Source organism: Pacificimonas pallii (genome assembly GCF_019204005.1).
GTDB lineage: Bacteria > Pseudomonadota > Alphaproteobacteria > Sphingomonadales > Sphingomonadaceae > Pacificimonas > Pacificimonas pallii.
In genome coordinates this window covers 562512-577669 of sequence record NZ_JAGSPA010000003.1, presented here as the reverse complement: position 1 = coordinate 577669, position 15158 = coordinate 562512, and the positions used below count along the sequence as shown (strand labels likewise).

Here is a 15158-nt window from a genome sequence, read left to right as displayed (position 1 = left end):
GCTAGAACAGCGCCTCGGCAGCGGTTTCGACGCAGGCGATCCCGCGCGCGATGACACGATCGCGCCAGCTCTGGTCGGCGGGCGCGTAAACCTCGCGCATCTCAGCCGTGATTTGCTGCCCCTGTGCCGAAGACCGATCGCCGTGATGGTGCAGCCAGTTCTCTCGAAATCCGGCAAGAAAGACACGATTCTTTTCGTAGGTTCCGAACTCCAGAGTGAAGCTGCGCATGGCGCTGCCCGGTGCGCATCCGGCCACGGCGCGGGCCAGCTTGCCTCTGGTCGCGGTCATTTCGCTATCGGTTTCACCATAGATTGCTTCGACCTCGAAGCCGGGAAAATGGCCGCAGATCCATTCGTGATTGGCTGTCCCCGCCGCTTCGCCGCTGAGAATCGTTGCCTCGCCGAACGCGCCCAGACCCGTATGCAGATCGACGATCAGACCCTCTGCGCACCCGGCCAGATAAGTCTCGGCGATGGCGCGGATCGCTGAATTTGCTTCGGCAGGACGATCGCCGCCATAATTCAGTCCCTTGGGGAACTCATACTGCCCTTCGATAATGGTCTTTTGCAGCCAGGCGGCCCCCTTCGTTTCCGTAAGTTCGGCGGCGGTGCGCAGCAATCGCTGTGTCGTCTCGTCGGTCATCGCAACTGGATTGATGACGGGGTCGAGTGCGGCATAATCCGCGCTTGTTTCCGGCATTGGCTCGAAATTCTGAAAATTGCGGTTCAGATCGATATTGTCTTCATTCTGCCGCCTGCCCCAGGCCCAGCCGAATGGATTGACGGCGTGGATCAGCAATATGCCGTCATCGGGCGATTGCAGAGACGATACCAGACTCCCGGATTCAACCAGACCGAGTTGAATGCTGGCGCCAGCGGGGCCCTCAACACCATGGACGCCCGACAATATAATGAGCGCGCGTTTGGGCCGTTCAGCGCCGTAAGAGGTGCAGGCGATGGAGAGCGGTTCGCCCGCTGGCCCCTTCGCCGATATCGGCAGCAATTCGCTTCGCCAGCCGCCGGCTTCGGCAGCGGCGAGATATGCCGACCGGCTGTCGAAAAAATCGTCGATGAAGGTCATTATATCACCCACAATATGATGAGGCTGGCGAAGGCGCTGATTGCCACCGGGGCGGCGAGGCGGGCCGCGCGGCCGACAGCGGTGAGGCCAGTGCTCTGATGGCGTACGGACAGAAAGAGCCAGGGCAGAGCGCCAATGCCAGCCGCGACCATCCCGAAAATGGCAAGATCCGCCCATGCGGGCAGGCCAAATAGCAGCATCTCGCGCCGGTATGAGGCGGTCAGCGCGACGGCCGAGATGAAGCCAGCGATTGAGGCCAGAAACACAATGCTGGTGATCGCGGCGACGAGATCTTGCCGCGTCGTCGCATCTTGCGCGCGTGCTGCCGGTTTCGCCCACACCCTGCGAATGCGCACGGCATGGAACAAACCGAGGATCAAAGCGACCAGACCCACCGCGGCAAGAGTGACATTCTTCATATCGGCCCCTGCAAACAGCCGCTGCAGCAGGCGCGGATGATATGCCGTCTGCGTCAGAAACGCGATCCCGGGCACATCCTGCGCGCAGGCCCCATCGACCGGATGGGAAGGATCGTCGATGAAGCGGTCGACAAGGTCACGGGCGCACTGGCTGCTTCCGGTGACGCCGTGCCCCAGATTCGGCAGCTCGATCCACTGGACGCTTGAGAATTCCCGGGCGCCCTCACGGGCGGTGACAGGCGGCGTGATCGGGTCGATCGAGCCGGTGAGGATCAGGGTGGGCACCGCGCTCGGCGCGGGCGATCCGGCGCGCGGGTCTGTGTTTGGCAGGCCGATGGCATCGCACACGCGCTTATATTGCGCGGTCAGGGCGAACAGGTGCTCGGCGCTGCCGTCGCTGGCAAGGGAAAGACCATCGAGCCCGCGTCCCTGACAATCAATGGCGTAGTGGACTCCGAACGCCATTCGTTCGACCTGATCCCTTTGCATGATCGCAAGATTGCGCGCCAGTTCCACATCACCTTTGGCGATCCGGTCGATCAGATAGGGCAATATGGCTATGCCCTTGGGCGAATAGAGCGCCTGATGGACCGTGAGCTGGAAATCCTGCTTGTTGAGCGCGATGGTCCGGTCGAGCGGGCTGCCGGCGTGGCCGGTGACAGGCGCGCGTTCAAGCCGCGCGACCGCCTTGTCGTAAGTATCGCGCAAGTCCGGGAAGGTCGCGGCACAGTCAGGCGATGCGGCGCAAATCGCGAACAGGCGCTCGAGTGAGGAGTCATAATTCGCGCCCGCGCGTGCGCGCCAGTCGGGCGCGTTGGGCGAAACCGAATCGAGAGCGAGACTGCGGATTGAATCCGGATAGAGATGGGCCGCGGCAATGCCGACCGCGGTTCCATAAGATACCCCCGCGACATTCCAGCGCCTGATGCCAAGCGCGCGCCGGATATCCTCGAGATCGTCGGCGATGATGCTGGTCTTGTAATTCCCGAACTCAATGCCCTGCCGCCGCGCCTCCTGCCGACATGACACGACCTCTGCGGCAACCGCCTGTGCCTGCTGGTCGGTCGTCAGATCATCCAGCATGTGCCGGTAGATCCTCGTCCCGATTTCGGGGCAGAACGCGCCGGAGAACCGCGAGCCGCGCTGATCGAACAGGATGAGGTCGCGCGAGGCGCGCAGCGGGGAATCGAGGAAGCGGTTGATATTGCGTATGGAGGAACTGCCCGGTCCGCCGTGCAGAAACACCGTCGGAGCCTTGTTGGTCGATCCGTCCATCGCCGGGAGGATCGCGACGCTAAGCGCGATCCTGTCCGAGGCGCGATCTGCACGGTTCTGCGGCACGCTGACCGTGCCGCATCGAACCGCGCCATCGTCGACCTCGACCGGGCAAGCCCCCGCCACAAAAACAGGAGCGGGTGCCGTCCGGCCCAATCCGGGTGGATCGGCAGGCGGGACTGTTTGACTGCCCGCACCAACCGCACCGAGCAGGGCAAGAGCAGGCAGAAGCAGCTTTGACATCGAGCGCAGGAAAGCCATGCCTTAATCCAGCACGGCACCGGTGGATGCGCAGCTGACATGTTTGCGATAACGCCGCATGAAGCCGGGCGGGATGGGGGTTTCGACCGGGTCAAGCGCGTCCAGACGGTCCGACAAGACCTGATCGGTGAGGTCGATTTCAAGCTCGCGTTTCTGGATATCGATGCGGATCGTGTCGCCGTCGATCACGGCGGCGATCGGCCCGCGATCATAGGCTTCGGGTGCGATGTGGCCAACGCTGATGCCGGACGTGGCGCCCGAGTAACGGCCATCCGTCACAACCGCGCAGCGCAGCCCCATGAATTTCAGAGTCGAGGTGATCCCCAGCATTTCGGGCATGCCCGGCGCACCCTTGGGCCCTACATATCTGATGACCACCACATGTTCGCTGGTCACTGCGCCTTCGCGAATGGCGGCAAGCGCCTCCGCCTCCGAATTGAAACAGATCGCCTTGCCGCTGAAGCTCAGTTGATCGGTCGATACGCCGGCCTGTTTGATCACCGCGCCGTTCGGCGCGAGATTGCCGCGCAGCACGGCGATGCCGCCATCCTCTCGGAAGGGTTCGCTGCGGTCGGGGATGACGCGGCTGTCGAGAACCCGCGCGTTTTTCGCCACGTCCTGTAACGTGCCCCCGCCGACGCTTCGGCAGCTCATATCAAGATCGCCCTGCATGGTCTTGATGACAGCCGGCATGCCCCCTGCCGCCCACAGGTCGGGAATACCCCAGGGTCCATTGGGACTGATCGCCAGCAGGGTGGGCGTGGTCGCGCTGCATTCGTCGAAGACGGAGAGCGGCAGTTCCATGCCAAGCGAGTGGGCGACGGCGGGCAGGTGCAATACCGCATTTGTCGACCCGCCAATGGCCATATTCATAATGACCGCGTTCCGCATCGCCGCCGGTGTCAGAATGTCGCGGAAGGTCGTGCCCTCGCGCACCAGTTCGACGACCCGCTCGCCGGTCCTGCGGGCGTAGGAGAGCTTGCGCGAATCCGTCGCGGGGACATTGGATGAACCCGGCAGGCAGATGCCCATGACTTCGGCGAGGCACTGGAACGTGTTCGCCGTTCCCATGATTTCGCACGCGCCGCAGGTCGCGCAGGTGACCGAGGCCGCCAGGTTTTCAAAATTGTCGTAATGGTCGGAGTGGTTGATGCTGGGCTTTGTTCCTTCGCCGCGCTTGTTGCGAATGTCGAATGTTCCGGGCCCGCCTGCCAGATAGATTGACGGCATGTCCAGCCGCGCCGCGGCCATCATCATGCCGGGATTTATCTTGTCGCATCCGGCAATCATCACCAGGCCATCGAACTTCTGCGAGCGCACATGGGTTTCGATAATGTCGGCAATCAGGTCCCTCTGCGCCAGCACGTAGTTCATGCCGTCATGACCCATGGCCACGCCATCGCAGGGGGCCGGGACGTTGAACTCGAACGCCTCCCCGCCCGCGGCGAGGATGCCCATCTTCACCCTCTCGGCCAGCTTGTTCAGATGCGCGTGCCCGGTGGTCAGTTCGGAATGCGAGTTGGCGATCGCGATCAACGGTCTCTTGCGCAGCACTTCGGTATCAAGAGCGACACCCTGGAGTAATCCCCTGCGAAATCCGTCCATCGACGGGTTGCCGCTGTCATAGATCAGTTTGCTGTTCCTGTCCGTCATGGTGATTTGGCTCTTTTCTCTGGCGCTTTCAGATGCAAGACTGGCTTATTGGGAGGGAACCGGGCGCGCTGTCGGCCAGCCGACAATCGCCGCGATGGTTCGGGAGGATGAGCTGGCGCATCGCGCGTTCGGCGTTCCTGAAAGGATGATCGAGTTATGGGCGCGGGCGCTGGGGGGGGGATGGTTGGAAAACCTGCCGGACGCGGTGCGCAATGCCATCAGGGAACGAATGTCGCCCGTTTCATTCCCCGCGGGCGCGGCAATCTTTCACCAGGGTGATGAAGCCGACGCGCTCTATGAGGTCATTTCGGGCGAGGTCGTTATCAGCCACATCGCTGTTGACGGCCGCGAAACCATTATCACCGTGTTCGGCCCCGGCGATTGTCTGGGAGAACAAGGCCTGATCGATGGCGGCAAACGGGAGAATTCGGCGCATGCGCGTGGTGAGGTTTCCCTGCGCAGGCTCGCCAAGGCGCATTTCAACGCATTGCGCGCGCAATATCCGATCATTGCCGAACATCTCCTGCAACTGGTTTCGCTGCGGTTTCGCCTGGTGCTCCGCCTCCTGGAGGAGGCGTCGTCATCGCCCTTGCGCCTGCGGATACTCAGGCGGTTGGCCGTTCTGGCCGAATCCAATGCCGCCGACGGAGGTGGTGGTCTCGCCATTCGGACCACGCTTTCGCAATCCGACCTGGGCAAGTGGGTGGGGTATTCCCGGCAGAGCGTGAATGCCGAGCTTCAGCGCCTCAAACGCGATGGGTATCTCGACTCGATCGACGGAAAAATCATCATCGCCGACCGCACGCTGCTACTGAGAGCGATGAGTGAGGAGGCTCTTGCGGCGCGCGAAACCGATTGAGCAGCCGATCCGCCGACTTTATTTTTCGAAAGCCGCGGTAAATTCGGTGACGGCCGACATTAACAGGCTGTCGAGATAACAGGCGAACATGCGGACGCCCAGACTTTTCAGGGCGGGGATCTGATTCGGACTATCGACAAGAATGCCGACATGCTTCTGGGCGGCGCGCGCTTTTCCTACGATCCCGACCACGGCGGCGATGAAATCGGGGTGTTGGAACTGGAGCGGGCAGCCGAGGCTCAGCGAAAGGTCGGCGGGCCCGATAAAGACGATGTCGACCTCCGCAACCCCTAGAATCGCATCGATATTCTCAACCGCTCTACGGGTTTCGATCTGGGCGATGGCAATGGCATCTTTGTTGCTGTTTTGCAGCAGGCCGGGGATGTTGTCCGCCATCCCGAATTCGAGATTGCGGGTCATCGCGACGCCGCGCCGACCCTGCGGCGGATATTGCATGGCCGCGAGCAGATCGGTCGCCTGATCCCCGGTTTCGATCATCGGAGCCATGATTCCGTCTGCGCCCAGGTCGAGGAAGCGGCCGATGACGCGGTCATCAGGCGACGGTACGCGGACAATCGGCGTGCATTCCGCCCTGTGGCACGCCAGCGAGAGAGCGGGGGTGTCCGCCGGCTCGATCAATCCGTGCTCCCCATCCCAGACGATGAAATCGAACGCGCGCGCGATCTGTTCGGCCAGCGGAACCTCGCGATAGGGAGAAAAAGCGCCGACGACGACTTCTCCATTACCGAGTCTTCTCATCAGATCGCCGCGTATCATGGATGTCCTGCCTTTCTGCCACGCCCGGACCGACACTGGCTTCGGGCACCAAGCAAATAGCGGCGGCAATTTTCGTGACCTGTCGCGCAACTGACAGGTCGGGGCCGGATCTCGCGCGATGAAGGCGGCAAGCCCATCGACCATCGATCGAGACGAGCAATCGTCAAAAGAGGCAATGATAGAAAGGGAGGCAAGAAATATGAATAAGAAGAAATTACCTACCGGTGCGCTGCTGTCATGCGCGGCAATCCTCGCCCTGCAATCCGCGCCTGCTCTGGCGCAGCAGGCGCCGGAAGACGCGGCTGCCGAGGAGGCTGCACAGGAAGCGTCCGACGTCATATTGGTCACAGCGCGTCGCCGGACCGAGACCATATTGGACGTTCCCGCTTCGCTGACTGTCATCGGCGGAGACGCCATCGAAACGCAGGCGATTCTGGATTTCAGTGAAATCGGCCGGTTCGCGCCCAATGTCTTCACCGAGGAATCGGGCAATCGGCCCGGGCGCACCCGTTCGTCCATCCGCGGCATCGCGGATCGAGCGGGGATCTATATCGACGATGTCTTTGTGGGTGATTCCTCCGCCGCCAACACGCTGCTGGTCGATATCGACCGGGTCGAGGTTCTGCGGGGACCGCAAGGCGCGTTTTTCGGGCGCAACACCAGCGCGGGGGCGATCAATTTTCACACGCGCGTGCCCTCAAATGACTTCGACGGGGCTTTCATCGGCCGCTATGGAAGCCACGAGTTCCTGAACCTTTCCGGACTGGTCACCGGGCCGCTGATCGAGGATCAGCTCGCTTTCAAACTGGCGGGCGGGATCCGCCGTCACCACGGCTATGACAGGACCGTGTCGGGACTGCATGTGAACGGCGAAGACCAGCTGAGCCTGCGCGGCGAACTGTATCTGACGCCCGGGTATCGCTTTACCGCCCGGCTGGCGCTGACCTACGATCGCGACAAGCCGCGCGTGGGTTATCTCGACGCGATCGAGGATTTTGGCGCATTGGGGAATGTCTTCGGTCATGCGGCCGCCGATGCGAAGCCATTCGATCGCATCCTGCCCGACCTCAATATCGAGAGCCGGACACGCCGAGAGGTGATCGGGGCCTATCTGACCCTGGGTCTCGAGACCGGATTTGGCGAAATCACGTCGATCACCGGCTATCGCGACGCCGAGTCGGACAATTTCAGGGATCCCGACGGCGGACTGGCGGATGTGATTTCGGGCAACCAGCCGCTCGACTATTCCTCTTTCAGCCAGGAATTCAAGATCACCGGAGAGCATGACCGCGTCAGCTGGTTGGCCGGCCTATATTATTTCAACGACCGCCGTGAGGAGAGCGATCTGGTTCGGCTGGGACCGGATTTCGTGGTCGACTTCAACCCCGCTCTGGCGCCGTGGACCGGTTCCGGATTGCTGACGATCCAGAACCTGTTCGACAATCCCACAGCGCAGGTGGCACCGGGCGTTTTCCTGCCGCTCAGCGCGGTCGTCGGCTTCGCCGCACCGACGCCCTATGGCGACCGTTCGACTTTCAAGCGACGCGATGTGGAAAGCTATGCCGCTTTTGGTGCGGTGACCTTCGAACTGACGGATACGCTCGAGGCGACGATTGGCGGGCGATATACGCATGAGAAAATCCGGGGCGCCTTTTCACAGCAGGGCGTCGCATGGTCGCCGCTCGATCCCGACGTGCCGCTACAGAGATTGAGCAAGTCCAACGACGATTTCTCGCCGTCGGCATCGTTGACCTACCGCTATCATGATGATGGTTCGGTCTATGTCACCGTCTCGCGCGGGTTTCAGAGTGGCGGCTTCAATCTCGATCCGGGGGGCACGCCGCTGGCCGAACGGGACTTCGATGCGGAATCCGTCATGAATTATGAAATCGGGTTGCGCAACAGCTTCGCCGGTGGGCGCGTGACGACCGCGTTCACGGGGTTCTACCAGAAGTACAAGGATTTCCAGCGCAGGCAGTCGATCTCCACCAATACGGGGCAGATCACCCAGACGTTCAATGCGGATGCCGATGTTGTCGGTTTCGAGGCGGAACTGGCGGCGCGGATTACCGATCATTTCGATGTGACCGCCGCGATCGGATATCAGAAGGCGGAATATGGCACGTTCGCCAATGCCCCGATCAGCACTCCAGACGGTGTTGTGATCGCGGATCTGACAGGGTCGCCTTTGCCGATCGCACCGAATTTCACCGGTTCGTTTTCCGCTCGTTATTCCCATCCCATTTCCGACAGCGTCGATCTGAATTTCGGCGTCGATGGGCAATATCGCGACGAATATACCGTCATTGACGGGGCCGAGGTGGCCGAATTGCCTTACGCGGTGGCTGAGGAGGCGTTTCTGCTGAACGCCGATATCGGCCTGTCGCTACCGGATGATTTCGGCATCAGGGTACGGGTGCAGAACATTCTGAACGAAGAGTACATAACTGCGCTCAATTTCGTCCAGCAGACCGGCACGATTACCTCGGCGCTGTCCGCTCCCCGGACCTTTTTCGTGGAGCTTTCCAAGCGGTTTTGATGACCCCGGTCCCGCGCCGGCCTCTCGTGCACGCCGCAGAATCGTCGCGGTTCTGGGCGGCGCGTGGGGAAAGGCTTGCCATTACCCTCTTCTATATGTAATTATTAATTACGTTTTGGAGGAGGTGTTGGGCAATGACAAAGACCATCGTGGGATATGCAGACCGTCTGTCAGTGCGGGCAGGAGATAAGATCGCGTTTCACGCGTCCGCTTATGGCTCCGGGACGACCGATGTCAGCCTTGTCAGGTTGACCGGCTGCGATGATCCGGATGATGGCGGCATCTTCGAAGAAACCGAGGTTCCCGCCGCATGGGCGGGGCGGATCGAGGTGCCGCACCAGCCTATCTTCGCGGGTTCCTACGCGGCTGCCGAAGGTGTTCGCGCAATTTCCCGAGACGGCGGCGTCCACCTCGCACTGTTTGTCTGGCAGAATGAGCATGTCAATCACCGCCAGTGTCTCGTGTCGATCGGCAATAGCGCAAGCGGTGCGCGGCTGGAACTGTGCCTTGAGGATAAGGTACCGCAGCTCATCTGCGGAGATGCGATGGTTTCCGGCACAGCCATATCTCCTCGCCGCTGGACGTTGTTGCTGATCGATGTCGACGGGGGCGGCCAGGCGACTATTCGTCAATGTCCAGCGCCGCAGCACGGTTTGGAGATGCGGGAGGCCAATGGCTCGCTGGTCGAAGGATGGGGCACGTTTTCCGGTGCGGCGGGTCGCGGCGCGCGCGCATCGCATCTCGAATGCTGGTTCGGGGCCGCCAATCGCGATGGCCGCCCGGCGCTTGCGTTCGATGGCAAGCTTGAGCAGCCCGCGTTTTTCGACCGCGCGCTGAGCGACAGCGAAGCGGGTCTTTACGGGAACACCGCGCCAGAAGCGCATGCTGGACTGCCCTGCAACCACATCTGGGATTTCGGTAGCGATATTGCGAGTGAAACAGCCGTGGACAGGGGCCCGGCATCGCGTCACTGCCGCATCGTCAACCTGCCTACGCGGGCGGCCTGTGGACGCAAGTGGGACGGCACGGTCCATGACTGGACGGTCGACAGTTCGCATTATGGTGCATTGCACTTTCACAGCAATGCGATTGCCGACGCCGAGTGGAAGCCGTTCGCGACCTGGACGGTGCCCGCGGATCTTCCGAGCGGCCTCTACGCGGCAAAGCTCGTGCAGGGCGAGAGCGACGATTACGTGCCTTTCTATATCCTGCCGCAACTGGACGCCGCAAAGTCGGCCATCGCCTTCCTGGCGCCGACCGCTTCCTACCTCGCTTACGCGAATTTCTGTATCCAACCGCAATTCGCGCCGCTTTACCCGCAGATGCGCGAGGACGTCGACGGCGATGCCCTGCTTCGCGCACATCCCGAATTCGGCGGCGGTCTGTATGACATGCATCCGGATGGGAGCGGCGTTCACTATTCATCGCTGCACCGCCCGATCGTCAACTTCCGGCCGAAAGCGTCGAACTGGGCGTTCACGGCAGATGGCGACATCATCGCCTGGCTGGAACAGACCGGGGAGACCTACGACACGATCACCGACGATGCGCTTCATCGCGAGGGCATCGACCTGCTCGACGGATATCAGGTCATTGTGACGGGCACCCATCCTGAATACTGGTCGACCACGATGATGGAGGCGCTCGAAGCCTGGCTCGCGCGCGGTGGGCGGCTCATGTATATGGGGGGCAACGGCTTTTACTGGCGGATCGCCTTCGATCCCAATGGCACGGACTGTATCGAGGTCCGCAGGGCAGAGGACGGCACGAGAGCCTGGCTGGCCGAACCCGGCGAATATTATCACTCGTTTTCCGGTGAACTGGGCGGCCTGTGGCGGCGGCTTGGCAGAACCCCGCAATCCCTGGTCGGCGTCGGCTTTTCCGCGCAGGGTTTCGGGGGAAGCACCCATTACCGCCTGACCGAAGCCGCTGCGGATCCGCGCGCGGCCTTCATCCTCGACGGTGTCGAAAGCGAGGTGATTGGCGATTTCGGCGCGCATGGCGACGGTGCGGCCGGAGAGGAAATCGACCGTGCCGATTTCGCGCTCGGCACGCCGCCTCATGCCCTCGTGATCGCCTCTTCGGAGAAGCACAATGCGCTCATGCTTCGGGCCAAGGAGGAATTGTTGCAGACCATGCCGCCGGGCATTGAGGACCCCGAAGTCCGGGCCGATATGGTGTTTTTCGAGACCGCCAGCGGCGGCGCGGTCTGGTCAACCGGCTCGATCGCCTGGGCAGGGAGTTTGGCGCATAATGACTATGACAACAACGTCGCGCGCATCTCCACGAACGTCTTGCGGCATTTCGCCAAGGCGGAGACCTTCAGGCTTCCCTAGCCGAACAGTTGATTGAGAACCATTTCGCTGAAGCGCTCGACCAGAAGATCGGCGTCCTTCGGCGGGACGGCCAACGCCATTCGGAAGGCGCTGCCCGACAGATGGCACATCATAAAGCACTCGATGCGTTTCATCGGACTGGGCTCGCCCCCCAGTTCGATGAACTTTTCGTACAGGCGATCGCCGCTTTCCCGGCTGTCCGCCAGATTGATCTCCTCGATATCGCGATCCGCCTCGCAACCCGACAGGACATCGCGCAGCACCGGCTCGTTTTGAAAACGCCTGAAGATCCGCCATATCATCCGGTGCATGGATTGTTCGAGGCTGGCGAGATCGGTCGCTTTCACGGCCGATGTCGAAAGATCCTCGTTGAACTGCCTGAAATATTCCCTGGCCAGCTTGGCCAGGATAGCCCGCTTGTTGGGAAAATAGCGATATACCGAACCGATCGGGACATTCGCCTTAACCGCCACGTCGGTCAGCTTGAGCGCATCGCTCCCCCGTTCGTGGATCAATTCTGCCGCCGCTTCGAGAATGCGCCTGAATGTTTCGCGGCTGCGATCCTGTCTAGGTGTCGCTCTCACATGCAATGGCCTGATTCCCGTCATCCTCGACCCATAGGCGCGCGGCGCGCGAAGAAACAAGTTTGACACCATCAAACATGATGTTTACTTATGTTATGAAACATGAGGAACCGTCATTTATGTGTCACGCGCCGCGCGGATGCGGGCGTACGCTGCGGAAACCCAGGCAAAATAATTGCGAAACAAGGTTCGGGGAGAGGATGAATGGATAAGCTGTCAGTCGTGCGGAAATCGAGGAGGTCCCGTTCGCACGTCCTTCTGGGGTCGGTAATGGCGTCCATATTGGTCGCTGCGCCCGCGCTGGCCCAGACCGAAGAGTCCGAAGCGCAATCGACAGACGGTGCCAAGGCCCCACTCTCCAGCGGCACTATTGTCGTAACCGCGCAGCGGCGGGCGCAGAACCCTCAGGACATCGGTGTTGCCATCACCACGCTTGGCGGCGAAACGCTCGCGAGTCTGGGCGTGACCGACAGCACCGATATCGATTCCCAGGTGCCCAATCTCATCATCGACCCGATGGCGGGTTCAGGTACCCAGCCGGTCGTTTTTCTGAGAGGCGTCGGGCTCAACGATTTCTCACTGAACAACAGCGGCCCGGTGGGGCTCTATTTTGATGACATCTACCTCAGTTCGTTCAGTTCGCAGAACTTCCTCCTGTTCGATCTGCAACGGGTCGAGGTCTTACGAGGGCCGCAAGGGACGCTATACGGGAAGAACACGACCGGCGGCGCGATCAACTATATATCAAATCCGCCGACCGACTATCTCGATGGCTATGTTCAGGGCTCTATCGCTGAATTCGGCGCTTATGAGATCGAAGGCGCAGTGGGTGGGCCGATCGCGGAGGGCGTGAATGCGCGTGTTGCCGTTGCCCGGCATTTCGCGGATGGCTTTTTCGTCAACGAGCTTACGGATAGGCGGAGCAACGGGACCGACCTCTGGGCGCTCAGGGCCTTTGTCGAGCTGGAACCCTCGCCCGATGCGCGGATCCTGCTACGCTTTCGAGCGGACATCAACGATACCCCCTTTTCGCAATATGAACGCTATGAAACGATCGACCCGGTAACCGGAGGGGCATGTTCCACCGGTCAGTCACGGGCGGGCGAATGTGTTGATGTCCTTGGCTATCGCGACACGACCAAGCGATATCGGGGGAATTTCAACCGCGAGGAAAGCATCGACCGCGAGGTCTATGGCCTGTCGGTCAAGGCTGAGTTCGCGCTTGGCGACGTCGACCTGACGTCGATCACCTCATATGAGGAGGGGCAGAACCTCCTGCCCGAGGATTCAGATGGCAGCCCCCTCCAGCTTCTGGCCATCACCGTCGGGGCCGACACCGACACGTTCACGCAGGAATTGCGGCTCTCGGGCGAGACCGACCGTCTGAACTGGATTGTCGGCGGATATTATCTCGACGAACGCACGCGGCAGAACCAGTCCGCCGACCTGTTCCGGGAATTGCGTCCGCTCGTGGCGTCACTGGCGCCGGCGACCAATCCGGGAGGTTTCGACCCCTTCGGCGCGGTGCTGGGAACGCCGGTGTCCTTTTCACGCCACAAGAACCAGCAGGATTCGCAATCGCTGGCCGTGTTCGCCAGGGCGGAATTTGCGCTTACCGATCAGCTGACGGTAATCGGGGGCTTGCGCTACACGAAGGAAGAGCGGGAGTTTCGTTCCGAAGCCTTCTTCGAGGAGCCGACATTCCGCGTGCCGCTCTATCAGGCCGACCTTGCCTATTCAGACGACGATATCTCTGGAAATCTCGCGATAAATTACCAGCCAAGCCGCGACTTGCTGCTCTACGCAAGCTATTCCAAGGGCTTTAAGAGCGGCGGTTTCAACGGTGGTTTTCTCTTCCAGGCGGCGGAGCTGGGGCCATTTGAATCGGAACAGCTCCACGCCTATGAGGCGGGCGCCAAATGGTCTCTTCCCGGCCATATAGGGTACCTCAACCTGGCTTCGTTCTACTATGATTATTCCGACCTGCAGGTCTTCACTCTGGTCAACACCGGCAACGTCCCCGCCACGATTCTGGACAATGCCGCCAATGCCGAGATCTACGGCGCCGAGGCCGAGTTGTTCCTCAACCCGGTCGACAGTCTGAATGCCACATTCTCACTGGGATATCTGGAAAGCGAACTGGTCGATTTTGTCAGTGCCGGCGTCAGCCAGGCCGGGAACCGGCTGCCGCGGACGCCCGAGATCACGTTCAGCGGTGCCATTTCCTATCAAGCCGATCTGTCCGATGACCTCTTCCTGAGGCCGAGTGTCAACTTCACATATACCGGCCATCATTTCTTCCTTACGGAGAATCAGCCTCTTGCAGCGCAGGACGCCTATTGGCTGGTCAATGGTGAATTGACGATTGGTTCCGATCGGGGGTGGCAGCTCGCCGGGTTCGTCAAGAACCTGTTCGACGTCGAATATAATGTGAACGTCAACGATCTTTCCGATCTCGGTTTCCATCAGGTCGTCGTGGGCGCGCCGCGCACCTTCGGCGTTCGCGCCCGCTTTGATTTTTAGGAGGACTATTACCGTTCCAGCGGTCCCGGCCCGCGCCCGGCACGCTGGCGGAAAGGCATCGTCAAGATTGCTGGGGCCACCAGCCGCGACATCTCATAGCGGAACGCCGAAGATAAGCTGCTTGGCTTCCGCAATGAGCCTTTCGCCTTCGTTCCGGTTCAACGTCAGCGCAGTGCGGATGGCGAAGGCGCTCATCCCCAGAAGCAGGAGAATGCGGTTGCGAACCTGCTCGGCATCCGCACCGGGCGCAAAGCGCATATAGGTTTCGGTCAAGAGCTGAGCGAGGCGGTCGTCGTCCTTCTGGTTCAGCCTTTGCAAATTGCGATCGGCCTCCATGATCGCCCACAACTCGCGAAGGAAGGTCGCATCGCCGCTGTTGCGATGGGCGGTCACGAAAGCCTCGGTGAACATCGTCCTGACGTCCTCGGCGCTTGCGCATTGCGCGGCCGCTTTCTCAACACGGTCGTAATTCTCGTCGAATTCGCGCAACGCCAAGCGCGCGATGACGGCATTCTTCGTGGGGAAAAACTGATAGACGGTTGCGACATTGACCTCCGCCTCCTTGGCGACATTGTTGAGGTTGAGCGCGTAGACGCCGTCCCGCTCGATCGCCTTGCGGCTGAACTCCATGATCCGCTCGACACGACGCCGACTGCGATCCTGTAAAGGCCAGCGCCCCAGAATTTCCTCGTCCCAATCCTCCGCGGCGATCAACGTCATAGCTTCCCCTTCACTTCGAGCCTGCCATCTCCAGGCCGCCAACAATAGTCTTGACCTTTAATATAATAAATTATTATATTAAGACCATCAACCGATGGCACCATAACCTGTCGTGCCGCGCCGCAATTACG

General features: G+C 60.9%; 10 protein-coding genes. 4 read left to right on the top strand and 6 right to left on the bottom strand.

Going from position 1 to position 15158, the window contains the following annotated elements; genetic code table 11:
• Position 1 precedes the first annotated feature (1 nt).
• The 3 genes from KCG44_RS11355 to ilvD are packed head-to-tail and all read right to left on the bottom strand — an operon-like array spanning position 2 to position 4689.
• Positions 2–1081 carry a DUF2817 domain-containing protein gene (locus KCG44_RS11355; protein WP_218446197.1) on the bottom strand — a complete coding sequence of 360 codons (1080 nt, stop codon included), beginning with the start codon at positions 1079–1081 and terminating at the stop codon, positions 2–4.
• Entirely contained in the window at positions 1081–3036 is a 1956-nt protein-coding gene (locus KCG44_RS11350; RefSeq protein ID WP_218446196.1) for an alpha/beta fold hydrolase, read from the bottom strand. Before KCG44_RS11350 ends, KCG44_RS11355 begins: the two co-directional genes overlap by 1 nt.
• 3 nt (positions 3037–3039) lie before the next feature.
• On the bottom strand, positions 3040–4689 hold the full coding sequence (gene ilvD, locus KCG44_RS11345) for a dihydroxy-acid dehydratase (RefSeq protein ID WP_218446195.1): 1650 nt from the start codon (positions 4687–4689) through the stop codon (positions 3040–3042).
• On the opposite strand from ilvD, the gene KCG44_RS11340 reads away from it, so the two are divergent.
• The gene (locus KCG44_RS11340) at positions 4688–5548 is read left to right on the top strand and encodes a Crp/Fnr family transcriptional regulator (RefSeq protein WP_218446194.1); all 861 of its coding nucleotides are present in this window, start codon (positions 4688–4690) and stop codon (positions 5546–5548) included. The two genes, ilvD and KCG44_RS11340, sit on opposite strands and share 2 nt — an antisense overlap.
• 18 nt (positions 5549–5566) lie before the next feature.
• On the opposite strand, the gene KCG44_RS11335 is transcribed toward KCG44_RS11340, so the two are convergent.
• Positions 5567–6325 (bottom strand): HpcH/HpaI aldolase family protein, encoded by a 759-nt coding sequence (locus KCG44_RS11335; RefSeq protein WP_218446193.1) that lies wholly within the window; start codon positions 6323–6325, stop codon positions 5567–5569.
• A gap of 199 nt (positions 6326–6524) precedes the next feature.
• Between KCG44_RS11335 and KCG44_RS11330 the strand changes: the two genes are divergently transcribed.
• A complete protein-coding gene (locus KCG44_RS11330; RefSeq protein WP_218446192.1) occupies positions 6525–8864 on the top strand; it encodes a TonB-dependent receptor in 2340 nt (779 codons plus the stop codon).
• 134 nt (positions 8865–8998) lie between these two features.
• A complete protein-coding gene (locus KCG44_RS11325; protein ID WP_218446191.1) occupies positions 8999–11200 on the top strand; it encodes a N,N-dimethylformamidase beta subunit family domain-containing protein in 2202 nt (733 codons plus the stop codon).
• Here the strand turns inward: KCG44_RS11325 and KCG44_RS11320 are convergent.
• A complete protein-coding gene (locus KCG44_RS11320; protein WP_218446190.1) occupies positions 11197–11784 on the bottom strand; it encodes a TetR/AcrR family transcriptional regulator in 588 nt (195 codons plus the stop codon). The two genes, KCG44_RS11325 and KCG44_RS11320, sit on opposite strands and share 4 nt — an antisense overlap.
• Positions 11785–11988: 204 nt before the next feature.
• Here KCG44_RS11320 and KCG44_RS11315 point away from each other — a divergent pair, with 204 nt between their 5' ends.
• Complete coding sequence (locus KCG44_RS11315; protein WP_218446189.1) at positions 11989–14307, top strand: TonB-dependent receptor; 2319 nt, start codon at positions 11989–11991, stop codon at positions 14305–14307.
• 93 nt (positions 14308–14400) lie between these two features.
• On the opposite strand, the gene KCG44_RS11310 is transcribed toward KCG44_RS11315, so the two are convergent.
• Positions 14401–15027, bottom strand: a complete 627-nt coding sequence (locus tag KCG44_RS11310) for a TetR/AcrR family transcriptional regulator (RefSeq protein ID WP_218446188.1) — start codon at positions 15025–15027, stop codon at positions 14401–14403.
• Between the last annotated feature and the right edge of the window lie 131 nt (positions 15028–15158).